This window comes from Rhodoferax sp. SPJ4 (genome assembly GCF_058216275.1).
In genome coordinates this window covers 228,399-250,991 of record NZ_JBYZMN010000003.1, presented here as the reverse complement: position 1 = coordinate 250,991, position 22,593 = coordinate 228,399, and the positions used below count along the sequence as shown (strand labels likewise).

Genomic DNA, 22,593 nt, shown 5'->3' with positions numbered 1-22,593 from the left:
GTGCGCAGGCGCACACACGGGCACGCACATGCGCGCCCACACAGCTTCAACATACCAAATTTTTGCCCGTGCCGAAAAAACCCGTGCCAACGTCCCCCTCCTCCGCGGGTGCGCGCCGCATCCAGGTGCGTCGCTCCGGCGTGCATGGCAAGGGGGTGTTTGCGGTGGTGGACCTGGCCGAGGGCGAGACCCTGGTCGAGTACCGCGGGGAGGTGGTGACCTGGGACGAAGCCCAAGACCGCCACCCCCATGACCCGGCCAACCCCAATCACACCTTCTTTTTCCATGTGGACGAAGACCGGGTGATCGACGGCGGTGTCGACGGCAACAGCGCCCGCTGGATCAACCACAGCTGTGACCCCAACTGCGAGGCCGACGAGCGCAAGGGCCGCATCTTCATCCAGGCCATCCGCAACATCGCCGCCGGCGAAGAGCTGTTCTACGACTACGGCCTGATGATCGAAGAGCGTTACACCAAGAAGCTCAAGGCCGAATACCCCTGCTGGTGCGGCGCGGCCAGCTGCCGTGGCACCTTGCTGGCGCCCAAGCGCGGCCGCCGTTGACATGAGCACCTGGCCGGCCGAAGCGATCTGGGAGGCCGTGGCCCCGCTGCTGCCCGGCTTCACCGTCGAAATCCTGCCGGAGCTGGACTCCACCAACACCGAGCTGATGCGCCGCGCCCGCGCCGGCCAGCTGGCGCCCACGCTGCTGGTGGCCGAGCGCCAACTGGCCGGCCGCGGCCGGCTGGGTCGCCACTGGACCAGCCAGCCCGGCGCCTCGCTGACCTTCTCGCTGGGCCTGCCGCTGGCGCCGGCCGACTGGTCTGGCCTGTCGCTGGCGGTGGGCATCAGCGTGGCGGCCAGCCTGAACCCTGCCATCCGCCTCAAATGGCCCAACGACCTGTGGCTGGACGACCGCAAGCTGGGCGGCATCCTGATCGAAACCACCGCCGTCGAAGGCCAGCGCTTTGTGGTCATCGGGGTCGGCCTGAATGTGTGGGCGCCCGAGGCCCAGGGCCTGGCCACACCACCGGCCTGGCTGCAGGAGCTGGACCCCGGCCTCAGCGGCCCCGCCGCTCTGGGCCTGCTGGCCGCGCCGCTGGTGCGGGCGGTGCAGCGCTTCGAGGCGGAGGGCTTTGCCCCGATGCGCGCCGCCTTCGAGGCCCGCGACGCGCTGGCCGGCCGCCCGGTGCGGGTGGGCCCGCCCGAGGCGCCGGCCGACAGCGCCGAGTGGGTGGAGGGCCAGGCCTGTGGCGTCAACGCGTCCGGCGCGCTGCTGGTGCAGACGGCGGTGTGCCTGAAAGAGATCACCAGCGCCGACGTCAGCGTGCGGCGCACCTGACATGGGCCGGCGACTCGTGCTGCTGCTGGTGCTGGCCAATGCCGGTTACTGGGGCTGGTCGCAGGGCTGGCTGAGCGGTCTTGGCCTGGGCCCCGCGCGGCCCAACGAGCCCGAACGGGTGGCCCACCAGCTGCGTCCCGAGGCGGTGCAGCTGACCGTGCCCGGCCCGGCCAACCCAACCGCCAGCGGCGCGGCCACTGCCGCATCCACCCCTTTGGCGCCCACCTGTTTGCAGGCCGGTCCGCTGGACAGCGCGCAGGCCGAGGCGGTGCGCAAGGCCTTGGCGGCCTTGCCCAGCGAGGCCTGGCGGCTGATGCCCATGGCCGAGCCGGCGCGCTGGATGGTCTTCATGGGCAAGTACGACGACGACGAGACCCTGGCCCGCAAAAAGGAAGAACTGGCCCGCATCAACGTGAGCTTCGACCCCGCCGTGGGCCCGGCCTGGGCGCGCGGCCTGTCGCTGGGGCGTTTTGGCAGCGAAGCCAACGCCCAGGCGGCGCTCAAGCAGCTGGAGAGCCGTGGTGTCAAGACCGCGCGGGTGGTGCAGGAGCGCCCGGAGGGCCGGGCCGAGCTGCTGCGCCTGCCGGTGGTGGACGAGGCCTTGCGCCAGCGGCTGGCCACGCTCCGGCCCGCGTTGCCCAAACCCCTGCAGCCCTGCGGCTGACCGTTGCCGCCCGGCCATGAAAAAAGCGCCCCGCGGGGCGCTTTTTGCTGGAAGCCGGGTGACTTACTTGGCCACCACGCGCACCATTTCCAGGGTCTTGTTCGAGTAGCCCCACTCGTTGTCGTACCAGGACACGACCTTGACAAAGGTCTTGTCCAGCGCGATGCCGGCGTCGGCGTCGAACACGCTGGTGCAGGGCTCGCCACGGAAGTCGCTGGCCACCACCTTGTCTTCGGTGTAGCCCAGCACACCCTTCAGCGCGCCCTGGCTCTGGGCTTTCATTTCAGCGCAGATCTCGGCGTAGCTGGCTTCGCTGTTCAGCTCCACCGTCAGGTCGACCACCGACACGTCGGAGGTGGGCACGCGGAAGCTCATGCCGGTCAGCTTCTTGTTCAGCTCGGGAATCACCACGCCCACGGCCTTGGCCGCGCCGGTGGAGCTGGGGATGATGTTTTCCAGAATGCCACGGCCGCCGCGCCAGTCTTTGTTGCTCGGGCCGTCCACGGTTTTTTGCGTGGCGGTGGCGGCGTGCACCGTGGTCATCAGGCCGCGCTTGATGCCCCATTTGTCGTTCAACACCTTGGCCACCGGGGCCAGGCAGTTGGTGGTGCAGGAGGCGTTGGAGATGATGGCCTGGCCGGCGTAGGTCTTGTCGTTGACGCCGTAGACAAACATCGGGGTGTCGTCCTTGGACGGGGCGGACATCACCACCTTCTGCGCGCCGGCAGTGATGTGCTTCTCGCCGCTGGCCTTGTCGAGGAACAGGCCGGTGGCTTCCACCACCACCTGGGCACCGACCTCGTTCCACTTCAGGTTGGCCGGGTCACGCTCTTGCGTCAGGCGGATCTTCTTGCCGTTGACGATCAGGGTGTTGCCCTCGACCGAAACCTCGCCCTTGAAGCGGCCGTGCACGCTGTCGTACTTGAGCATGTAGGCCAGGTAGTCGGGCTCCAGCAGGTCGTTGATGCCCACGACCTCGATGTCGTTGAAGTTTTGCACCGCTGCGCGGAACACCATGCGCCCGATGCGCCCGAAGCCGTTGATGCCGATTTTGATGGTCATGGTCTGCTTTCTTCCAAAGTAAAAAACGAAACGGGGGCGGGCGCTCAGCGCGCCTTCTTCAGGGCGGCCAACACGGTGTCGGCGACGTTCTTGGGCGTGAAGCCGAAATGCTCGAACAGCACCGGGGCCGGTGCGCTTTCGCCATAGGTGTCCAGGCCCACCACCGCGGCGCAGCCGTATTTCCACCAGCCGTCGGTGCTGCCCATTTCCACCGCGATGCGCGGCAGGCCGGCGGGCAGCACGGCCTTTTTGTAGGCCAGCGACTGCTTGTCGAAAGCGGTGGTGCTGGGCATGGAGACCACCCGCACCGGCACCTTGCGCTCGGCCAGCAGGGCCTGGGCCTTCAGCGCCAGCTGCACCTCGGAGCCAGTGGCGATGATGACGGCCTGGGCCTTGCCGCGCAGACCCAGGTCGGACGGCTCGGACAACACATAGGCGCCCTTGCGGATGTCGCTCAGGTCGCGTTTGGGTGCGTAGGGCAGGTTCTGGCGCGACAGCAGCAGTGCGGTGGGCTTGCTGGTGTTTTGCAGCGCCACGGCCCAGGCAATCACCGTCTCGGCGGTGTCGGCCGGGCGCCAGACGTCCAGGTTGGGAATCAGGCGCAGGCTGGCGGCATGCTCCACGCTCTGGTGGGTCGGGCCGTCTTCGCCCAGGCCGATGGAGTCGTGGGTGAAGACATGAATGACCCGCTGCTTCATCAGCGCGGCCATGCGGATGGCGTTGCGGCTGTAGTCGCTGAAGGTCAGGAAGGTGCCGCCATAGGGGATGAAGCCGCCGTGCAGCGCCACGCCGTTCATGATGGCGGCCATGCCGAACTCACGCACGCCGTAGTTGATGTGGCGGCCGCCCACGCCCTGCTCGTTCAGCACCACCTCGCCGGCCATGTCGAAACGCAGCGCCGGTGTGGCCTTGGTGTTGGTCAGGTTGGAGCCGGTCAGGTCGGCGCTGCCGCCCAGCAGCTCGGGCAGCGCGGCGGTGAAGTCTTCCAGCGCCAGCTGCGAGGCCTTGCGCGAGGCCACGGTCTCGGCCTTGGTGTGGGCGGCCACGGCGGCGTCCAGCACCACCTGGTCGAAGTTGGCCGGCAGCTCGCCCTTCATGCGGCGCACAAACTCGGCGGCCAGTGCCGGGTGGGCGGCCTGGTAGGCGGCGAAGCGCTCGTTCCATTGGCCTTCGGCGGCGGCACCGGCGGCCTTGCCGTCCCACGCGGCATAGACCTCGGCTGGGATCTCGAAGGGCGCGTGGGGCCAGCCCAGCGCGGCGCGGGTCAGGCCGATTTCTTCGGCGCCCAGCGGCTCGCCATGGGCCTTGGCGGTGTCGGCCCGGTTGGGGCTGCCCTTGCCGATGTGGGTCTTGCAGACGATCAGCGTCGGGCCGTTGTGGCTTTGCTTGGCCTCGGCGATGGCCTTGGACACCGCGGCGACGTTGTGGCCGTCGATCGGGCCGATGACGTTCCAGCCGTAGGCGGCAAAACGCAGCGGCGTGTTGTCGATGAACCAGGGCTGAACCTTGCCGTCGATGGAGATGCCGTTGTCGTCGTACAGCGCCACCAGCTTGTTGAGCTTCCAGGCGCCGGCCAGCGCGCAGGCCTCGTGGCTGATGCCTTCCATCAGACAGCCGTCGCCCAGGAAGGTGTAGGTGTGGTGGTCAACCACCGCATGGCCGTCGCGGTTGAATTCCTTGGCCAGCAGCTTCTCGGCCAGCGCCATGCCCACCGCGTTGGTGATGCCCTGGCCCAGCGGGCCGGTGGTGGTTTCCACGCCCGGCGTGACACCCACCTCGGGGTGGCCGGCGGTCTTGCTGTGCAGCTGGCGGAAGTTGCGCAGCTCATTCATCGGCAGGGCGTAGCCGCTCAGGTGCAGCAGCGCGTAAATCAGCATCGAGCCATGGCCGTTGCTCAGCACAAAGCGGTCGCGGTTGGCCCAGTGCGGGTTGGCCGGGTTGTGCTGCAGGTGCTGGCCCCACAACGCCACGGCGATGTCGGCCATGCCCATGGGTGCGCCCGGGTGGCCCGAGTTGGCCTGCTGCACCGCGTCCATCGCCAGCGCGCGGATGGCGTTGGCCATGTCGGCGCTGGTCTGCGGGTTCGGCGCCTTGGCCAAGGTGTCGGGGGTTGCCTGAGAGATGGCCATGGCGGCTCCGGATAAGGGGGTGACGGAAGGGGGAGGGGGAGGCGGGAAACGCAGAATTTTAACCGGCCCACCCAGGCCCCGGCGGCCGGCGGGCCGCGCCGGGCTTCAGCATTCGTGCACGCTGGCTTCAGCCCGGGTGAAGCATGGCCCGGATGGCGGGCGCCGGCAAATGCTCTACAGTTTGCCCATGCATGGCCTGCACCTGACCGCCGACCTCTACAACTGCCGCTGTGAAGCGGCCTGGCTGCTGGACGCCCAGCGCCTGGGTGACCGCTGCGACCTGGCGGTGCAGCAGGCCGGTCTGCAAGGCGTGGGCCGGCTGTTCCACAGCTTCCCGGCCACCGAGCGCGGGCCCGGCGGCGTGACCGCCACCGTGCTGCTGGCCGAATCGCATTTGTGTGTGCACACCTGGCCCGAGCAGCGGGCCGTGACGCTGGACGTCTACGTCTGCAACTTCGGTGGCGACCACACGGCCAAGGCCCACCGGCTGATGGAGGCTTTGGTGGCCTTGTTCGCGCCCGAGTGGACCGAGCGGCGTTCGCTGGAACGCGGGGAGGCGCCGTGAGCCTGCCCACCCCCCCCTCGGCCTTGATCCTGGCCGCCGGCCGTGGCGAACGCATGCGGCCGCTGACCGACCAGACCCCCAAGCCGCTGCTCACGGTGCGGGGCAAGCCGCTGATCGTCTGGCACATCGAGGCCCTGGCCCGCGCCGGCGTGACCGACATCGTCATCAACACCGCCTGGCTGGAAGACCAGTTCCCCGCTGCCCTGGGCGACGGCAGCCGCTGGGGTGTGCGCCTGCGTTACTCGCACGAGGGCCGCGACTTTGGTGGCGCGCTGGAAACCGCTGGCGGCATCGCGCGTGCGCTGCCGCTGCTGGGCCCGGTGTTCTGGCTGGTGGCCGGCGACATCCACATGCCCACCAGCGTGTTCTCCGGGGCGGCCGCGGCCGACTTCGCGGCGTCCGACCAGCTGGCCCACCTGTGGCTGGTGCCCAACCCGCCGCACAACCCGCGTGGCGACTTCGGTCTGGCGGCCAACGGCCTGGCGCTGAACCGCGCCGAGGTGCAGCACACCTATTCCACCATTGGCCTGTTCCGCCAGACGCTGTTTGCGCCACCTTATTGCGCCATCCCGCCTGGCAACCCGGCCGGCGTCAAAGCCCCGCTGGCGCCGGTGTTGCGCGCGGCGATGGACAATCAACACATCACCGCCACGCTGTTCACCGGGGCCTGGACCGACGTCGGCACCCCGGAGCGTCTGGCCCAACTGAACTTGCCATGAACGCATCTGTTTACGCCCAGCGCCGCGCCGCGGTGGCCGCCCACCTGGCCCGCGACCCCCAGGGCCCCGGCGTGGCCATCGTCCCCACCGCGCCGGAGCGGCCGCGCAACCGCGACAGCGACTTCCTGTACCGGCACGACAGCTATTTCCACTACCTGACCGGCTTCAGCGAGCCGCACGCCTGGCTGGTCATCACCAGCGAAGGCCACAGCACGCTGTTCTGCCAGCCCAAGGACCTGGAGCGCGAAATCTGGGACGGCTTCCGCCTCGGCCCCGAGGCCGCGCCGGCGGCCCTGGGCGTGGACGCCGCGCTGTCGGTGGCCCAGCTCGACGCGCAACTGCCCAAGCTGCTGGAAAACCGCGCCACCGTCTGGTACCCGTTTGCCACCCACAAGGGCCTGGAGTCGCAGGTCGACGGCTGGCTGCAGGCGGTGCGGGCCCGGGTGCGTTTTGGCGCGCTGTGCCCCGAGCAGCAGCGCGACCTCTGCGGCCTGCTGGACGAGATGCGGCTGTTCAAGGACGCCCACGAGCAGGCCACCATGCGGCGCGCCGCGCAGATCAGCGCCGAGGCCCACATCCGCGCGATGCGTTTGAGCGCCCGCATGCTGCGTGCCGGCGAGGACGTGCGCGAGTACCACCTCGACGCCGAGCTGCTGCACGAGTTCCGCCGCCAGGGCTCGCAGTACCCGGCCTACAGCTCCATCGTTGCCGCCGGTGCCAACGCCTGTGTGCTGCATTACCGGGCCGACACCGCACCGGTGCGCGACGGCGAGCTGGTGCTGATCGACGCCGGCTGCGAACTGGACGGCTACGCGTCGGACATCACCCGCACCTTCCCGGCCAACGGCAAGTTCACGGGCCCGCAGCGCGCGCTGTACGACATCGTGCGGGCCAGCCAAGAGGCGGCGGTGGCCGCCACCCGGCCCGGCGCCCGTTTCACCGACCCGCACGAGGCGGCGGTCAAGGTGCTGGTGCAAGGCATGCTGGACGTGGGCCTGCTCGACCGCGCCCAGGTCGGCGGGGTGGACGACGTGATCGCCAACCGCAGTTACTTCCAGTTCTACATGCACCGCACCAGCCACTGGCTGGGCATGGACGTGCACGACTGCGGCAGCTATGTCGAGCCGGGTGAGGTGGGCGGCAGCGAACGCAAAGACCCGCTGAGTGGCGAGACCATCCTCAACCGGCCCAGCCGGGTGCTGCGGCCTGGCATGGTGCTGACGCTGGAGCCCGGCCTCTACGTGCGGCCGGCGCCCGGTGTGCCGGAGCAGTTCCACCACATCGGCATCCGCATCGAGGACGACGCCATCGTCAACGACGGCGGCTGTGAGCTGATCAGCCGCGGCGTGCCGGTGGACGCCGACGCCATCGAGGCCTTGATGCGCGACTGAGGGTCGGCTATTTCCAGCGCCAGGTGTAGATCGCGTCCACCGCGTTGTCGGCGCCGGCCTGGCCGCGCAGCGTGAAGCGCTGGGCGATGCGGTAGATCAGCTGGAAGCTGCCGGCGGTGCTGTTCACCCCGCGCTCATAGCCCAGGTAGAGCCGCTCGGAGAGCTGCTTGCCCAGCGTCACAAAGGTCTCGCGCACCTCGCCATCGGTTTGCCGCAGCGACACCTCGTCCAGCCCGATGGCCTTGGTGAGCCGGGTCACCACACCCTCTTCCTCGCCGGCAAACAACGCCAGCGCGGCGCGCTGCAGCAAGGCGGTGTCGGTGCGGCCCAGGCCGCTGCTGGCCCGGCCCAGCACCAGCCACGAGAGCTTGTCGACCTCGGCCAACTCGGGCTCGGAGAACAGCCGCACCCGCGGGTTCAGCGCGCTGCCGCTGACCACCACGCCAACCCGGATGTCGGTCTGCGGCCGGGTGGCCTCGATGTCCAGCCGCGGGTTGTCGGGCGGGCCGCTGAAGGCCAGCGCGCCGCGGTCGATGCGCAGCTTCTGGCCGTAGGCGGCGTAGTTGCCGCCTACGGTGCGCACCTGGCCCAGCACCGCCAGCCGGCCGCCCGGAGAAGTCAGTTTCAGGTCGCCCTGCAGCCGGGTGTCCAGGCCCCGGCCCTTGAGCCGCAGCTGCTCGCCCAAGCCCACCGTCAGGTTGAGCACAAAGGCACGCGCGGCGGCCGAGGGCGGCGGCGGGGGCTTGGGCGCGTTGGGCGCCCCGACCCCGGGCGGGCGCACCACCACCACGTCGCTGGACAAACTGGGCGCGTCGGCCCGGCTGATGTCGACCAGGCCCTCGTCCACCACCAGCCGGCCGTCCAGCGCCAGCTGCTTGGGCGCCAGCCGCAGCTGGGCGGTGCCGCTGGTCAGCACCCGCAGGTCGACCCGGCCCAGGGCCTGGAAGCGGTCGGCCACCAGGTCCAGTGTGGCGCTGGGCTGGGCCCCCAGCGTGGCCTGGCCGCTCAGGCGCAGCGTGCCCGGGCCGGCCTTGGCGCTGAAGCGCTCCAGCACCGCGCGCTCGCCGGTCATGGACAGGGCCAGCTCGCCGTCTGTGATGTTGACGCCTTGCAGCACATGGCGGGCGGTCAGGCCCTGGCCGCGCAGCTGGCCGGTGATTTCGGGCGCGCCCAGCTTGCCGGCGATGCTGGCGCTGGACTGCAGCATGCCGCCCAGCCGCCAGCCGGCCGGCACCCAGCTGGCCCAGGCGGCGAGGTTGGCCACCCGCAGCTCCATGACGCCTTGCACCGGGGTGTCGGCGCCGGGCCACAGCGCGTCGGGCGCGGTGCGGGCCACCACCGCGCCGGCGGCCACGCCCAGGGTCTGGCCAGCCAGACCCTGGCTGAAGTTCCACACCCCGCCGCTGGCGTTCAGGCCCAGCCGCAGGTCGCTCAGGCCCAGGGCCTGGGTGCCGTCGTCGTCGGTGATGCTGAGGTCGCCGCCCTGGCGTTCCAGCACGATGTCGGCGCTGGGGCTGGGCTGGCTTTGCAGGTCCAGCTTGCCCTTCACTTGGAGGTCGCCGCCCCAACCAAAGCCGGGTTGCCATTGGGCCAGCAGCGGCGCCACCGCCAGCGGGTCCAGCGTGGCCTGCAGCGCGTACTGGCGCAGCGGGCGTTCGCCGGCCAGCGCCAGCTGGCCTTCGGCGCGGGTCCAGCGCAGCGCCGAGGCGGTGTCGCCCCAGCGCAGTGCCACCTGGCCGGGCTGCAGCGCCAGGGCCAGCGCGTCGGCCGAGCCCTGCAGGCTCAGCGTCAGGTCGCGGGCCGACACCCAGGGCGGGGCCGCGCCGGTCGCGCCCAGCGTCAACCGGCTGAGCTGGCCACGCCAGGCGCTGGTGGGCCCGCCCTGTGGCACCAGGGCCAGCGCGGGCAGGCCATGGGCCAGGCCGCCCTGCAGCTGCAGCACCAGGCTGGCGGCCGGGCCGGGCTGGCCGGTGGCGCCGAGGTCCACCCGCCGCCCCTGGGCCTGCACGGCCAGCTGGTGGGCGCGGCCGCTGCCACGCAGCGTGGCGTCGGCGCTGTCCAGCGTGGCGCCGGGCCAGCCCAGCTGGCGGGCCTTCAGGTCCAGCGTGGCGGGGGCGTCGACCGCCGTGCCCAGCTGCCAAGACAGGTCGGCCTCGCGCAGCGAATGGCCCCCCCATTGCAGGCCCCGCACGGCAAGCTGACCTTGGCTGGTGAGGGTGGGCCACCGGCCTTGGAACGCGGCCTGGCCGGTGACCTGGCCGGCCGGTGCCCGGCCGGCCGTCACCAGGCCCAGCGAGGCCAACAAGGTGCTGACCGGCGCCAGCTGCTGCAGCGCCGGGGCCTGCAGCGTCAGGCGGGCGTGGTCGCTGCCCTGGGCGCTGGCGCTGGCGTCGGCGTCCAGGCTCAGCCGGTTGTCGCCCAGCGCCAGCGCACCGGTGGCGCGGCCGCCGCCGGCCTGAGCCAGCAGGTCGAGCTGGCCGGTCAATGGCAGGCCGGCCAGCCGGCTGCGCTCCAGCTGCAGCTGGGCTTTGCCGGTCAGGCCGCCCAGCAGGGCCCGCCAGGCGGCGGTGAGGTCGGCGCCCCTGGCCAGGGCGGTGGGGGCGGGGGTGGCTTGCCATTGCAGGTCGGCGCTGGCCTGGCCGCTGAGGCGGGTGGGGGCGGGCCGGGTTGTGGCGGCGGCCGCCCCCGGCCACCACAGCCAGGGGTCGAAATCGGCCAGCTGGCCCTGGGCCTGCAGCCGCCAGGGCGCGGCGCCATCGGGGCGTTGCACCTGGCCAGTGAGGGTGGCCCGGGCCGCACCGGCCGTCAGGGCCAGCCGGCTCACCTTCAGTGCCAGCGCGCCGCGCGGGCTGCGCTCGCCTTCGGCGTCCAGCCCCAGGGCGGCCTCCAGGCCGGTGCCGGCGGTGCGGCCGCGCAGCGCGCTGTGCAGCCGCAGCGTTTGCGCGGCGCTGGCGTCCAGGCCTTGGCCAGACAGCGTCAGCGGCCCGTCCAGCCGCAGTGCCGGCGCCCGGGCGTCCAGCAGCGCGGGCAGCACGCCGTCGAGCTGCGCCCGCAGGGCCCAGCCCTGGGCGGTGTTTTCACCGGCCAGCTGCAGCTGGCCGGCGGCCTGGCTGGCCGTGCCCAGGTCGGCCAGCAGCCGGGTGAGTGTGGCCAGCGCCGGCCGGTCGGGGCTGGCCTGGGCGCTCAGTTGCAGCCGGCGCAGCGGCAGCCGGTTCTCGCCCCAGCGGCCGGCGCTGGCATTGGCCAGGTCCAGCGTCAGCTCGGCCGGCTGGCTGAGGCCGTGGCTGACCAGACGGACCGTGCCACTGAGCGCGGTGCGCGGCGCCTGCAGCGCCAGCAGCGACAGGTCCCAGCGCGCCAGTTGCGCCTCCAGCGTGGCCAGCGGCCAGGCGGCAAAAGGCTGCAGCTGGGCCTGGGCTTGCAGCAAGGCGCTGGCCGAGGCCGGGCCGCTGCCGGGCGTGGTGGCCAGCGACGCCTCCAGGCGGGGGCTGGCCAGTGGGCCGTTGAGTTGCAGCTGGCCTTGCAGTGTGGGCGGGCCGGGCTGGCCGGAGGGCAGGGGCAGGGCGGTCAGCGCGAGCCGGATGTCCAGCATCATTTCGCCGTCGGTGGCCACCTGGGCGCTGCCGCTGAGCTGCTGCGGGCCGCGGGTCACGCGGGTCAGCGTGAGGTGGTGCTGGGCGCCGCCGTTCTGGCCCAGCGCCAGGCCGGCCTGCAGGTCTTGCAGCGGGGTGTCGCCCAGCGCGGCCAGCCGCAACTCGCCCACCTGCAGCCGGGGGATGTCCACGGTGAGCGGTAGCCGCAGGTGGCGCGGGGCCGTCAGCGGCGCGGCGGGGCTGGGTTGGGCGTCTGGCGTGGTGGTCTGCACCGCGCTGTCCACCGTCAGGCTGTCGGCGCGCAGGGCCAGCCAGGCGCCGGGGGCGCTGGACCCGGTCAGGGCCAGGCCTTGCCAGCGCAGGCCGTTCAGGCGCAGCCGCCCGCCGGCCCAGGCCACGTCGATGGCATCGGCCGTGAAGTCGCCCAGCAGCGCCCCCTGCGGCCGGGTGACGCTGAGGCCGGGCAGGTGGTCCAGCCACCACACCGTGCCCTCGGCCGAGCGCAGGCTGCCGTGCAGGCCCACCAGCGCCCCCCCCGCCGCCAGCAGCAGCGCCAGCACGCCGCCGGCCAGCCCCCAGGGCCAGCGGCGCTTGCGGGCGGGGGCTGTGGTGGCTGTGGGGGCGGGATCTTGCGGCGGCATGGTCCGGCTCAGAAGGTGATGCCCACGCCGAAATGCAGGCGGAAGGCGCGCAGTTCCTGGCCGTAGGCGAGGTCCAGCCGCAGCGGGCCGACCGGGCTGCGCAGGCGCAGGCCCACGCCGTAGCCGAAGGCCGGGGACAGCTCGGCCCAGCGGGTGGCGGCGGCACCGGCGTCGACGAACACCGCGCCCTGCAGCGTGGGCAGGCTGTCCAGCAGCGGCCGGGTGGCTTCCAGGCTGCCGGTCATCAGCACCCGGCCGCTGGCCACGGCCCCGTTGACCAGCGGGCCCAGCGAGCGATAGGCATAGCCGCGCACCGACTCGTCGCCGCCGGCGCGGAACAGCAGCGTGTCGGGCACCCCCACATTGGGCTTGGACACCACCTGGGCCGCCTCCAGCCGGGCGCTGCCCAGCCATTGGCTGCCCAGTGGGCGGTAGTGGGTGTAGCGGGCCAGCGCGCGGCCGAAGGGCCCGCTCAGGGCGACGTCGGACGCGGCGTAGCCGGCGCCCAGCTCCACATGCCAGGCATGGCCTTCGGTGGGCAGCAGCGCGCTGTCGAGCCGACGCCAGGTGACGTGCACGTTGCCGGTGAGTGAACGGTCGAGCCGGTCGCCGGCGGCGCTGAGGGTTTTGGCGGCCACGCCCTCGGCGAAGACCTGGCGGTCGATGCGCTCGCTCTCGAAACTGCGGCCGGCGCGCAGGTTGCCCGAACGCACCTGCGCACCGTCGAGCTGCTCGCGCTGCAGCTTGCCGGAGACGAAGTAGCGGTTGGCACCCGCCATCGGGTGGGTGGTCAGCGCCGCTTCCAGCGACTGCAGGTCGCGCCCCAGGGCCAGCTTGCTGCGGGCGATCAGGTCGGTGCCGAAAAAGGAGCGGTCCATGAAGCGGCGGTTCAGGTGCTCGACCGAGACCCGCTGGCCGGTGGCGTCGCTGTAGCCCAGGCCCAGGTCGGTCTGGTTCTTGGGCAGTTCCTTGAGCCGCACCGTGACCGGGCTGGCCTCGGCCTGGGCCGGGTCGGTGGAGACCTCGACCGCCGCGCTCTCGAACAGATTGGCGCGCTGCAGCCGCTCCTGGAAATCCAGCACCAGCTTGTCGCTGTAAGGCGTGCCGGCGCGGAAGGTGGCGAGGTTGTCCACCGCCGCCCGCTGGTAGCGCTGCAGGCCTTCCACAGCCACCGGCCCGAAGCGGAACAGCGGACCGCTGTCCAGCGCCAGCGCCAGGGTGGCGGCGTCTTTGGCGGCGTCGACCCGCGCCTCGGTGCGCGACCAGGCGGCGGCCGGGTAGCCGTTGGCGCGGGCCTGGGCCAGGCTGGCGCTTTTGGCGTCGGTCCAGGCGCCCTGGCGGAAGGCGCTGCCGGGGGCCAGCTTCCAGTCGCGCTGCAGCTTCAGCACCAGGCCGTCGGCGCTGGCGTCACCGGCGGCGCGGGCCTGCTGCAGCGGGCCTGACACCGCCCACTGCACGCTGGCCACGCCGGTGCGCGGGCCGGGCAGCACCGTGACGGTGACCCGCGGCAAGGCGTTCTGGTCGCCGCCGTCGCGGGCCACCGTAACCAGGGCGTTGAAATAGCCCTCGGTTTCCAGCAGCGCGCGGGCCTGGGCCGGCGCGGTCTGCACCAGGCGGTTCAGGTCGCTGGGGGTGATGCGGTCGTCGCCCGACAAGGCCTGGAAGCGGGCCAGGTCCAGGTGGCGCACCAGCAGCGCGCGCAAAGGCCCTGGCGCGTCGACCTCGACCGCGTAGGCCACGCCGGCGGACGCTTCGGTCCCCGCGGTGGGGGTGGTTTGCGGGGCGGGCGACAGCAGCGCACCGAGGCTGGCGCAGCCACCCAGTCCACTGGCCAGCACCATCAGCAAAGGGGGCACGGCGGTCTGGCGCCACCGCCAGGCCCGCTGTGAACACACACGGTTCATCAAATCATCTTAGCGGCCCGCGAAAGCCTGCTCGGGGTGAGGCCTTGTCGACCACTCAGGCCCGTCCGCCAGCGGCCTGGCCGGCCCGGTGGCCCAGCGTGAAGGCCTCTTCAAACACCGAGTAGGCCGCCAGGTCGCTGTGGGCAAACAGCAGCCGGCCGCCGGGCGCGGGCTGGCGCAGTGCCAACAGCGCCGGGTGGCTGCGCAGGCCGGGCCGGGGAATGGCCATGGCGTGGCCGTAGCGGCTGATGTCCATGCGCGTGGCCTTGGCCGCCAGGTCGGGGTGGGGGCCGGCCAGCTCGGCCAGGATCTGGTCGCGCCAGGCGGTCCAGGGGCGCTCCAGCAACTGCCGGCGACCGTCGGCCAGGTCGCCCAGCGCGCGGTAGCAGGTCAGCACGGTGGCGCCGGGCACCGGCAACAGGCTTTGGTGCATCGCGTCCACATAACCCAGGCCGGCCGCGCCATAGACCACGTTGTCCCAGCTGGGCGGCGCACCGGGCCGGTCGTGCAACGCGGCGTCCAGGTGCAGGTTGGCCACCAGCCAGGGCGCGTGGGTGATGGCGGCCGCGGCCTGCCACAGCGCCGGTGGCGCGGGGCGGACCACCCGGGCCGCCACAAAGGCCGGCAAGGCCACCACGCAGCGCTCGGCCTGCCAGCGTTCCAGCGCCTGGTTGGCGGTGTTGAAGGCGTCCACCGTCACGCCGTGTTTGCCCGGCGTGATGGCCACCACCAGCCGGCCGGTGACCAGCCGCTCGACCAGTGGCGCGGCCAGCCGCTGGGTCAGCCAGCCGTTGCCCTCGGGCCAGGTCAGCAGGCCGCCGTCGCCCTGCGGTTCCTGGCCGGGCGCCTGGAAGCCGTGGCGGCTGGCGAAGTAGTGCAGGCCGGCCCAGGCCGACACCTGGGCGATGCCGGCGCCGTAGTCGTCGCGGCAGCAGTAGCCGAGGTACCAGCGCAAATGGCCATCGCTGAGGCCTTGCTGGTTGAGCCAGGCTTCGAAGGTCACGCCGTCCAGCGCCGCCTGCAGCGGGGCCAGCGGCCGGTTGGGCACCGGCATGGCGAAGGGGCTGGCTTTCTGCAGGGCCGCCACCGCGTCGGCGAAGCGCCGGTACTGGGCCAGCGTGTCCGGCCCCACGCCGCGCATAGGCAGCAGGCCTTCCTGCCATTGCCAGCCGTCGGGGCCGGGCATGAACAGCCGCTCCTGCGGGCTGTGGCACAGATGGCGTTCGTCGTAGACCCAGCGGCCGGCCACACGGCGGCGCAGGCCCAGCTCTTCCAGCAGGTCTTGCACCTCGGCGGCCTGGTCGCCGGGCACGGGCAGGTAGTGCGCGCCCAGCGGGCAGGCGATGCCAGCCACCGCCCCGCCCCGGCTGTTGCCGCCGGCGCTGTCTTCCAGTTCCAGCAGCGCCAGGTCGTCCACGCCCTGTTGCCGCAAGGCGCGGGCGGCGGCCAGGCCGGCCACGCCGCCGCCGGCCACCACCACCTGCACCCGGCGGGTGACCGAGGGCGCGGGCCAGGTGCGGGTTTCGCGCAACCGGTGGCCGCGCTCAACGGCGGAGCCGGTGAAGCCGCCGTCGATGGCGCGCGGTGGCGCACAGCCGGCCAATGTGGCCGCGCCAAGGGCCAGCAGTGCGCGGCGTTTCATGCGTTCAGTGGCCGACCCGGCCCCATTCCTGTTCGTAGGTGGTCACCAGCACCTGGTTGGACAGGCGCTGGATGTCGGTGGCCACCTCGCCCATGTCCTGCGGAAAGTCGAACAGCAGCGGCAGGCTGTGTGGGTTGAGGAAACGCAGGCCCTCGGGCAACTGCTGCGGCAGGTGGTAGGGCCGGCGGCTGGCGATGACAAAGCCCCATTCGCCGAAGCTGGGCACATGAGCGTGGTAGGGCGCGACCGACAAGCCCACCGAGGCGATGGTGTGGACCACCGTCCAGAAGCTCTTGCGCGCCACCAGCGGCGAGGTGGTCTGCACCACCGCGTAGCCGCCAGCGGCCAGCCGCCGCTCCAGCAGCGCGTAGAAGGCGTTGGTGTAGAGCTTGCCGATGGAGAAATTGGTGGGGTCGGGGAAGTCGACCACGATCACATCGAACTGCTGCTCGGTGCGCTGCAGCCAGCCGAAAGCGTCTTCGTTGACGATGCTGAGCTTGGGCGACAGCAGCGACCGGCCGTTGAGTGCGGTGAGCGCCGGCTGGGTGGCAAACAGCTGCGTCATGGCCGGGTCCAGCTCGACCAGTGTGATGTGTTCGACGCCGGGGTATTTGAGGATTTCGCGCACCGCCATGCCGTCGCCACCGCCCAGCACCGCCACCCGGCGCGGTGCGCCGCCGCCGGCGGCGTAGGCCGCCATGGCCGGGTGCACCAGGGCCTCGTGGTAGCGGTACTCGTCGCGCTCGGCGAACTGCAGGTTGCCGTTGAGGAAGAGCCGGTAACCGTTGTGGCCGCCCAGGCCGTTGTGGGTGACGACGATGCGCTGGTAGGGTGTGGTGGCGCTGATGACCACCCGGTCCTGGTAGAACTTGTCCTCGGTCCAGCGGGTGAAGTGGTCGGCACCGGCAAAGCCGGCGGCCAGCAGCGCCAGCGTCAGCCCGCAGGCCAGCGCATGGCTGCGAAAGCGCCGCAGCTCATGGCGGAACAGCCACAGCGCCCACACCGCCACCGCGGCGTTCATCAGCCCGAAAAGCAGGCCGGTGCGCACCAGGCCCAGCTGCGGCACTAGCGCCAGTGGAAACGCCACCGACACCGCCAGCGCCCCCAGGTAGTCGAAGGTCAGCACCTGCGACACCAGCTCTTTCAGCGCCACGTTGCGCTTGAGGATGCGCATCACCAGCGGAATCTCCAGCCCCACCAGCATGCCCACCAGCAGCACCAGCAGGTACAACAAAAAACGGAAAGCGCCGGGCAGGTGGGCATTGGCCAGAAACAGCAGCGCCGGCATGGCCCCGCCCACCAGCGCCACCAGCAGCTCGATGCGCAAGAAATGCGCGGGCAGCTGGCGATCAAAAAACCGCGACAGCCAGGAGCCAATGCCCATGGCGAACAGATAGCTGCCGATGACGGTGGAGAACTGCAGCACCGAGTCGCCCAGCACATAGGACGCCAGCGCCCCCGCGGTCAGCTCGTACACCAGCCCGCAGGCCGCCACCACGAAGACGCTGGCCAGCAGCGCGACTTCGATGGGGCGGGGGGAAGGCGTGGAGAGGGGTTCGGAGAGCGGCGCCGACATGGAGCGATTGTGAGGCGGGCGGGTGAGCCGGCGTGAAGTGAAGCGTCGCGAGCGGGTGCAGGGCAAGGCGCGGGTGGCAGGCCACCGCAACGACCTTCAGGGTCGTGAGGATGGACTGAACGGGACCCGCAACGCCGCCCTGCGCCCGCGCAGCAGCTTCAGCCGTGGATGGCGGCGGCGACGATGATGGAAATGCCCAGACACATCGCCGCCACCACCATGCCCAGCGCCTTGTTCTGCTTTTCGACGATCTCGGCCCACAGGTCGTAAGGGGTGAGCTTGTCGATGACGACGAAGCTCAGCCAGAACACCACCACGCCCAGCAAGGCGTAGAGCAGCGAGCCAAAGAGGGCGCTCGATTTCAGCCATTCAAAACCCATGACGTTCTCCTTCAAAAATGGGGGCAGAAGCGGACTTCATTTGTGGCCACCGCCGCCCGAAAAACCGCCGTAAGAGCCGCCGGAACTGCGGTAGCTGGAGCCCGAGCTGCTGCAGTTTTCCACGTTGGGGTCGCATTGGTCGCAGCGCGCCAACAGCACCGCCATCAGCAGCAACAGCACAAAAATGACGATCACACCGCGCAGCGTGACCGGGGCGTTGAAGCTGGTGGGCGCGGCGTCCAGCCGTTGCAGCAGGCCGGGGCTGGGCAGGCCGAAGGCCTTGGCCACGGTCTGGCTGTCCAGCTGGTTGCCGATGGACCAGGTGACCTCGTTGGCCGACTGCTCCATGTTCAGCAGCGTGGGGCCCTTGGCGTAGTCGCGGTTGCGGGTGGTTTGGCCGCGCTGCACCTGCCAGTAGAACTCGCCGGCCACGTAGGAAGTTTCGGCCTGGTAGCTGTATTTCAGCGGGTAGCGGGTGCCCAGGTAGGTGGCCATCTTGCCGCCGCTGTCCAGCGTGGGCGCGCCGGTGGTGGGTTTGACCAGGCTCCAGCCCTCCTCGGAATCGACCAGGAAACAAAAGCCCTTTTTCTGGTTGAACAGCAGGTACTCGCTCCAGCCGAAATGCTCGTCGGCGTCGTCCGGGTCGTGGCCCATGCGGTGCTGGAAACCCACCACCTGCCAGGCCACGCCTTGCAGCGGGCCGGTGCTGCCCAAGGCGATCAGCGGCTGCACCGGCTCGTCCTGCAAAGCGTGCTGCAGCGCCGCGCCGGTGCCCTGGCTCAGGTCGATCAGGCTGTTGCAAGAGCCGCAGGTGATGCTCTTGCTGGTGGCCAGTTTGACCTGGACGCTGGCGCCGCAGTTCGGGCAGGCGAAGGCCTGGCCCTTGTCTTCCTTGGCCGATTCGTCGCGCAGGCCCTTCAAGGCCAGCTCGTCGAGCTGCACCGAGCGGCCGCGCGACACGCTGGGCACACCACCGGCCAGCGTGGGGCCGTAGTCCAGGCTCAGCACCTCGCCGTCCGCGCTGCGCAGCTCCACCACCGCGAAGGGCTGGCCCAGCGCCGGCAGCCGGGGCAGCTCGCCCTGGGCGGCCATCAGCGAGGCCTGGGTGTGGGCGGCCACGGTGTAGGCCTGGTCGGCAATGCGGACGGTGGCGCCGACCCGGAAGGCCTCGGCCGCCGGCAGCGCCTGGCTGACCGCCACCGGCGTGGCCATGACAAAAGCGCCGTTGTCCTCGCTCAGCGTGGCCTGCTCGCCGTTGTCCAGGGCGGCGATCCATTCGCTCCAGCTGCCTTCGCCGTAGTGGTACTGCAGCCGGCCGATCAGCGTGAAGCCCCGGCCGTTCCATTGGCCGGAGGCGTAGAGCTGCAAGGGGCTGAAGTCGTTGAAGACCTCGGCCATCTTGCCGATGCGGGCCAGCGTGTCGCCGTCGCGCACCACGGTGCTCTGGCAGTAGCCGCAGACCGCGTGGGTGGACTGCGCGCTGCGAAACAGCACCGGTGCGCCGCAGCCCGGGCAGGCGGCGCGGTAGGCGCGTTGCGAACTCTCCTCGGTGGCCATTGCGGCGCTGTTGTTCTTCTTCTGGGGGACGTGAAAGGTCTTAGACCAGCTTCTTCAGCAACTCTGCCTTTTTGCTGTCGAATTCTTCGGCCGTCAGGATGCCCTTGGCCTTGAGCTCGGCCAGCTTTTCCAGCGTGGCCATGACCTCGTCGGGCCGGATGCTGGCCGGTGCGGCGGCGGCCGCCGGGGCCGTGCCGCCGCTCAGGCCCTGCTGGAGGTTTTGCGCCAGCACCTGGCCCAGCGCCACGCCGGCGCCCAGGCCCATCGCGTCACCGGCCACGCCGCCACCCTGGCCCGCGCCCTCGGCGAACTTGGGGATGGCCTGGGCCGTTTGGTACTGCATGAACTTGCCCATGTCCTGGCCTACCATGCCCATGCCGATTTTCTGGTCGAGGATTTTCTGCAGCTCTTCGGGCAGCGAGACGTTCTGCACCGTCATACCGTCGAGCTGCAGGCCGATCTTGGCGAACTCGGGCGCCAGCTGGGTGCTCAGCGCCTGGGCAAACTGCAGCTGGTTGGCCGCCAGGTCGAGGAAGGGAATGCCGCTGGCGGCGATGGCGTTGCTGATGTTCTGCAGCACCAGGCCACGCAGCTGGCCGTCCAGGTCGGCCACGGTGTAGGCCTCGCGGGTGCCGGAGATCTCGGTGTGGAACAGCTTGGGGTCGGCCACCCGGAAGCTGTAGTTGCCAAAGGCCCGCAGCCGCACCGCGCCGAAGTCCTTGTCGCGCACGGTGATGGGCTGGGGTGTGCCCCATTTCTGGTCGACCTGCTGGCGGGTGCTGAAGAAATACACATCGCTTTTGAACGGCGACTCGAACAGCTTGTCCCAGTTCTTCAAATAGGTCAGCACCGGCAGCGTCTGCGTGGTCAGCTTGTGGGTGCCGGGGCCGAACACATCGGCCAGCTTGCCTTCGTTGACAAACACCGCCAGCTGCGACTCGCGCACGGTCAGCGAGGCGCCGTTCTGGATTTCCATGTCGGCCATGGGGAAGCGCCAGGCCAGCGTGCCGTCGCTGTCCTCGGTCCACTGGATGATGTCGATGAACTGTTTCTTGATGAAATCCATCAGGCCCATGGCGTGCTCCCGTCGGTGAAGGTGGTGGGCGGATGATAGCGGCGCTGCACCGCGCTTACCATGACAGCGCAGGGTGTGGGGACGGCTCAGGCCTCGTCGTCCAGCGCGGCCAGCCGGGCCAGGTCGTCGGGCCGGTCCAGGTCCCACAGCGTCGCCGGTTCCCAGGCCGGCAGACCCAGCGCCGCCAGCCGGTCCCGGGTCTGCGCCATCACCCGGTCGGTGCCCCAGTCGACCCCGGCAAACAAGGCCGGCTGCGGTTGGGTCAGGCCGATCAACACATAGCCGCCGTCTTCGGCGGGTACCACCACCGCCGGTTGGCCGTCGCGCAGTGCCCGGGCCGCGGTCTGCAGCAGGGCCGGCGTGAGGGCCGGGCAGTCGGTGCCCAGCAGCAGCACCGGCATACCGGGTGCGGCCTGTGCATGGGCCTCGAAGGCCGCCGCCATGCGCTGGCCGATGTCGCCCTCGGCTTGCGGCCGGCAGACCAGGCCCCGGGTGCCGGTCAGGGCGCGGAAGAAGTGATGCTGCGTGTCGGGCGCACACCAGAGCGTGACCGGGCCGATGGCCGCGGCCTGGGCGGTGCGCAATGTGCGCAAGGTGAGCCGGCGCTGCAGCCGGGCCGCACCGGCCGCGCCCAGCGCCGGAATCAGCCGGGTCTTGGCCAGGCCGGCCACCGGCGCCTTGGCCAGCACGGCCACCGCCACCGGCTCAGTCGTGTTCATGTGCATCGGGCGCTGGGCGATACCCGTAGCGCAGTGCCAGCCGGGCCGGGTCGGCACCAAAGAAATAGGCCGCGCGCAGCCGCCACATCAGCCAGATGGTGGGCCACACGCCGTGTTGTTCCCAGCGCCGGGCCGAGGTGGTCACCGTGGCCCGCAAACAGGCGGGCCGACCCTGGGCGCGCAATGCGCGCGACAGCGCGATGTCTTCCATCAGCGCAATCGGTGGGAAGCCGCCCACCGCGTCGAAGGCCTGGCGGCGCACAAACACCGCCTGGTCGCCAGTAGCGATGCCGGTCAGCCGCGAGCGCCAATTCATCATGCCGGCCACCAGCCGCAACAGCGGGCGTGGGCTGTCCATGCGCACATCGAAGCGGCCCCACAGCGCGCCGTCGGCCAGCGCCGCGGCGATCAGCCGGTCGGCATGGTCGGGCAGCCGGGTGTCGGCGTGCAAAAACAGCAGCACCGGCGCGCTGGCCACGGCGGCGCCGGCGTTCATCTGGCTGGCCCGGCCGCGCGGCGCGTTCAGCGCCAGATCGGCCAGCGGCCGCGCCAGGTCCAGTGTGCCGTCGCTGCTGCCGCCGTCTACCAGCACCAGCTCGGCGTCGCGGTCGCGCAGAGGCTGGAGCGCCGCCAGCAGCGCCGGCAGCTGCGCGGCCTCGTTCAGCACTGGCACAACGATGGACAGGGCGGGCATACTGGCCAGTGTAGACAGGACCACAGGAGCAGGCATGGACGGGATTCGCATCGGGGTGATGGGTGGCAGCGGGCTGTACGCCATGGACGGGCTGACCGACTTGCAGGAGCGGCTGCTGGACACGCCCTTCGGCCGGCCATCGGACGCCATCGTCACCGGCCGGCTGGACGGCGTGCCGGTGGCCTTTCTGGCCCGCCACGGCCGCAGCCACAGCCTGCTGCCCAGCGAGATTCCGTTCCGCGCCAACATCCATGCGATGAAGCAGCTGGGCGTGCGTTACCTGGTGTCGGTGTCGGCGGTGGGCTCGCTCAAGGAAGACATCGCGCCGCTGGATCTGGTGCTGCCCGACCAGTTCATTGACCGCACCCAGCGCCGCGAGGGGACGTTCTTTGGCGACGGCGCGGTGGCCCATGTGTCGCTGGCCGACCCGGTGTGTGGTGCGCTCAGCGGCCTGCTGGCCGAGGCCTTCGCCCAGGCCGCGCTGGACGGCGTGACGCTGCACCGCGGCGGCAGCTATGTCTGCATCGAGGGCCCGGCGTTCTCCACCCGCGCCGAGTCGCAGTGGTTTCGCAGCATGGGGGCCTCGGTGATCGGCATGACCAATTTGCCCGAGGCGCGGCTGGCCCGCGAGGCCGAGATGGCCTACGCCACGCTGGCACTGGTGACCGATTACGACGGCTGGCACCCGCAGCAGGCCTGTGTGACGGCCGAGCTGGCCATCGCCAATTTGCGGCGCAATGCCGAGCGCGCCCAGCAGGTGCTGCGCCAGGCCGTGGCCTTGCTGGCGACGCGCTGGCCGGCCTCGGCCGCACACGACGCGCTGCGGGCCGCGTTGGTCACGCCGCCGGCGGCGATGCCGCAGGCCACCCGGGCCCGGCTGGCCGCGCTGGTGGACCGCTACGCCTGAGCCCGTGACACAAGGCCTCGCCCCTGTTGGGGGT

17 protein-coding genes and 1 pseudogene are annotated in these 22,593 nt (G+C 71.2%); 7 read left to right on the top strand and 11 right to left on the bottom strand.

The genetic code is table 11. From position 1 onward, the window contains the following. Positions 1 to 68: 68 nt before the first annotated feature. The 3 genes and pseudogenes from AC4BAR_RS12335 to AC4BAR_RS12325 all read left to right on the top strand — a co-directional run. A pseudogene (locus AC4BAR_RS12335) lies at positions 69 to 554 on the top strand (SET domain-containing protein); the annotation flags it as partial. Positions 555 to 564: 10 nt separating this feature from the next. Then, the gene (locus AC4BAR_RS12330) at positions 565 to 1,341 is read left to right on the top strand and encodes a biotin--[acetyl-CoA-carboxylase] ligase (RefSeq protein ID WP_490628163.1); all 777 of its coding nucleotides are present in this window, start codon (positions 565 to 567) and stop codon (positions 1,339 to 1,341) included. 1 nt (position 1,342) lies between these two features. Further along, positions 1,343 to 2,005, top strand: a complete 663-nt coding sequence (locus tag AC4BAR_RS12325; RefSeq protein WP_490628162.1) for an SPOR domain-containing protein — start codon at positions 1,343 to 1,345, stop codon at positions 2,003 to 2,005. A 63-nt stretch (positions 2,006 to 2,068) separates the two neighbouring features. Here the strand turns inward: AC4BAR_RS12325 and gap are convergent, their stop codons facing one another. Both gap and tkt read right to left on the bottom strand, forming a co-directional pair. After that, the gene (gap, locus tag AC4BAR_RS12320) at positions 2,069 to 3,067 is read right to left on the bottom strand and encodes a type I glyceraldehyde-3-phosphate dehydrogenase (RefSeq protein WP_490628161.1); all 999 of its coding nucleotides are present in this window, start codon (positions 3,065 to 3,067) and stop codon (positions 2,069 to 2,071) included. Positions 3,068 to 3,111: 44 nt separating this feature from the next. Further along, positions 3,112 to 5,196 (bottom strand): transketolase, encoded by a 2,085-nt coding sequence (gene tkt, locus AC4BAR_RS12315; protein WP_490628160.1) that lies wholly within the window; start codon positions 5,194 to 5,196, stop codon positions 3,112 to 3,114. Between the two features lie 187 nt (positions 5,197 to 5,383). On the opposite strand from tkt, the gene AC4BAR_RS12310 reads away from it, so the two are divergent. From AC4BAR_RS12310 to AC4BAR_RS12300, 3 genes are read left to right on the top strand one after another with little or no spacing between them, the layout of a single operon-like run. Next, positions 5,384 to 5,761, top strand: coding sequence for an S-adenosylmethionine decarboxylase family protein (locus tag AC4BAR_RS12310; RefSeq protein WP_490628322.1), 378 nt, complete (start codon positions 5,384 to 5,386; stop codon positions 5,759 to 5,761). A gap of 53 nt (positions 5,762 to 5,814) precedes the next feature. Further along, the gene (locus AC4BAR_RS12305; RefSeq protein ID WP_490628321.1) at positions 5,815 to 6,480 is read left to right on the top strand and encodes a nucleotidyltransferase family protein; all 666 of its coding nucleotides are present in this window, start codon (positions 5,815 to 5,817) and stop codon (positions 6,478 to 6,480) included. Continuing rightward, complete coding sequence (locus tag AC4BAR_RS12300) at positions 6,477 to 7,871, top strand: aminopeptidase P N-terminal domain-containing protein (protein WP_490628159.1); 1,395 nt, start codon at positions 6,477 to 6,479, stop codon at positions 7,869 to 7,871. Before AC4BAR_RS12305 ends, AC4BAR_RS12300 begins: the two co-directional genes overlap by 4 nt. 7 nt (positions 7,872 to 7,878) lie before the next feature. Here AC4BAR_RS12300 and AC4BAR_RS12295 read toward each other — a convergent pair whose 3' ends face one another. From AC4BAR_RS12295 to AC4BAR_RS12255, 9 genes are all read right to left on the bottom strand, one after another. Further along, a complete protein-coding gene (locus AC4BAR_RS12295; RefSeq protein WP_490628158.1) occupies positions 7,879 to 12,105 on the bottom strand; it encodes a translocation/assembly module TamB domain-containing protein in 4,227 nt (1,408 codons plus the stop codon). 8 nt (positions 12,106 to 12,113) lie between these two features. Continuing rightward, on the bottom strand, positions 12,114 to 13,961 hold the full coding sequence (locus AC4BAR_RS12290) for an autotransporter assembly complex protein TamA (RefSeq protein ID WP_490628157.1): 1,848 nt from the start codon (positions 13,959 to 13,961) through the stop codon (positions 12,114 to 12,116). A 103-nt stretch (positions 13,962 to 14,064) separates the two neighbouring features. Continuing rightward, positions 14,065 to 15,651 (bottom strand): FAD-dependent oxidoreductase, encoded by a 1,587-nt coding sequence (locus tag AC4BAR_RS12285; protein WP_490628156.1) that lies wholly within the window; start codon positions 15,649 to 15,651, stop codon positions 14,065 to 14,067. 4 nt (positions 15,652 to 15,655) lie between these two features. Further along, positions 15,656 to 17,227: a polyamine aminopropyltransferase gene (locus tag AC4BAR_RS12280; protein WP_490628155.1), complete on the bottom strand. Its 1,572-nt coding sequence runs from the start codon at positions 17,225 to 17,227 to the stop codon at positions 15,656 to 15,658. Positions 17,228 to 17,385: 158 nt separating this feature from the next. Beyond that, positions 17,386 to 17,607 carry a DUF350 domain-containing protein gene (locus tag AC4BAR_RS12275; RefSeq protein WP_490628154.1) on the bottom strand — a complete coding sequence of 74 codons (222 nt, stop codon included), beginning with the start codon at positions 17,605 to 17,607 and terminating at the stop codon, positions 17,386 to 17,388. A 36-nt stretch (positions 17,608 to 17,643) separates the two neighbouring features. Further along, complete coding sequence (locus AC4BAR_RS12270) at positions 17,644 to 19,164, bottom strand: DUF4178 domain-containing protein (RefSeq protein WP_490628153.1); 1,521 nt, start codon at positions 19,162 to 19,164, stop codon at positions 17,644 to 17,646. 40 nt (positions 19,165 to 19,204) lie between these two features. Then, a complete protein-coding gene (locus tag AC4BAR_RS12265) occupies positions 19,205 to 20,239 on the bottom strand; it encodes an SPFH domain-containing protein (protein ID WP_490628152.1) in 1,035 nt (344 codons plus the stop codon). A gap of 86 nt (positions 20,240 to 20,325) precedes the next feature. Beyond that, positions 20,326 to 20,958 (bottom strand): TIGR04282 family arsenosugar biosynthesis glycosyltransferase, encoded by a 633-nt coding sequence (locus AC4BAR_RS12260; protein ID WP_490628151.1) that lies wholly within the window; start codon positions 20,956 to 20,958, stop codon positions 20,326 to 20,328. Continuing rightward, positions 20,945 to 21,652: a TIGR04283 family arsenosugar biosynthesis glycosyltransferase gene (locus AC4BAR_RS12255; RefSeq protein ID WP_490628150.1), complete on the bottom strand. Its 708-nt coding sequence runs from the start codon at positions 21,650 to 21,652 to the stop codon at positions 20,945 to 20,947. Before AC4BAR_RS12255 ends, AC4BAR_RS12260 begins: the two co-directional genes overlap by 14 nt. Positions 21,653 to 21,686: 34 nt before the next feature. Between AC4BAR_RS12255 and mtnP the strand changes: the two genes are divergently transcribed. Continuing rightward, positions 21,687 to 22,559, top strand: coding sequence for an S-methyl-5'-thioadenosine phosphorylase (mtnP, locus tag AC4BAR_RS12250; RefSeq protein ID WP_490628149.1), 873 nt, complete (start codon positions 21,687 to 21,689; stop codon positions 22,557 to 22,559). Positions 22,560 to 22,593 lie beyond the last annotated feature (34 nt).

What these genes read in the sequence shown, in the direction of transcription:
- AC4BAR_RS12330 (WP_490628163.1), top strand. Translation starts at nt 565, where the DNA reads ATGAGCACCTGGCCGGCCGAAGCGATCTGGGAGGCCGTGGCCCCGCTG.
- AC4BAR_RS12325 (WP_490628162.1), top strand. Translation starts at nt 1,343, where the DNA reads ATGGGCCGGCGACTCGTGCTGCTGCTGGTGCTGGCCAATGCCGGTTAC.
- gap (WP_490628161.1), bottom strand. Translation starts at nt 3,067, where the DNA reads ATGACCATCAAAATCGGCATCAACGGCTTCGGGCGCATCGGGCGCATG.
- tkt (WP_490628160.1), bottom strand. Translation starts at nt 5,196, where the DNA reads ATGGCCATCTCTCAGGCAACCCCCGACACCTTGGCCAAGGCGCCGAAC.
- AC4BAR_RS12310 (WP_490628322.1), top strand. Translation starts at nt 5,384, where the DNA reads ATGCATGGCCTGCACCTGACCGCCGACCTCTACAACTGCCGCTGTGAA.
- AC4BAR_RS12305 (WP_490628321.1), top strand. Translation starts at nt 5,815, where the DNA reads ATGCGGCCGCTGACCGACCAGACCCCCAAGCCGCTGCTCACGGTGCGG.
- AC4BAR_RS12300 (WP_490628159.1), top strand. Translation starts at nt 6,477, where the DNA reads ATGAACGCATCTGTTTACGCCCAGCGCCGCGCCGCGGTGGCCGCCCAC.
- AC4BAR_RS12295 (WP_490628158.1), bottom strand. Translation starts at nt 12,105, where the DNA reads ATGCCGCCGCAAGATCCCGCCCCCACAGCCACCACAGCCCCCGCCCGC.
- AC4BAR_RS12285 (WP_490628156.1), bottom strand. Translation starts at nt 15,651, where the DNA reads ATGAAACGCCGCGCACTGCTGGCCCTTGGCGCGGCCACATTGGCCGGC.
- AC4BAR_RS12280 (WP_490628155.1), bottom strand. Translation starts at nt 17,227, where the DNA reads ATGTCGGCGCCGCTCTCCGAACCCCTCTCCACGCCTTCCCCCCGCCCC.
- AC4BAR_RS12275 (WP_490628154.1), bottom strand. Translation starts at nt 17,607, where the DNA reads ATGGGTTTTGAATGGCTGAAATCGAGCGCCCTCTTTGGCTCGCTGCTC.
- AC4BAR_RS12270 (WP_490628153.1), bottom strand. Translation starts at nt 19,164, where the DNA reads ATGGCCACCGAGGAGAGTTCGCAACGCGCCTACCGCGCCGCCTGCCCG.
- AC4BAR_RS12265 (WP_490628152.1), bottom strand. Translation starts at nt 20,239, where the DNA reads ATGGGCCTGATGGATTTCATCAAGAAACAGTTCATCGACATCATCCAG.
- AC4BAR_RS12260 (WP_490628151.1), bottom strand. Translation starts at nt 20,958, where the DNA reads ATGAACACGACTGAGCCGGTGGCGGTGGCCGTGCTGGCCAAGGCGCCG.
- AC4BAR_RS12255 (WP_490628150.1), bottom strand. Translation starts at nt 21,652, where the DNA reads ATGCCCGCCCTGTCCATCGTTGTGCCAGTGCTGAACGAGGCCGCGCAG.
- mtnP (WP_490628149.1), top strand. Translation starts at nt 21,687, where the DNA reads ATGGACGGGATTCGCATCGGGGTGATGGGTGGCAGCGGGCTGTACGCC.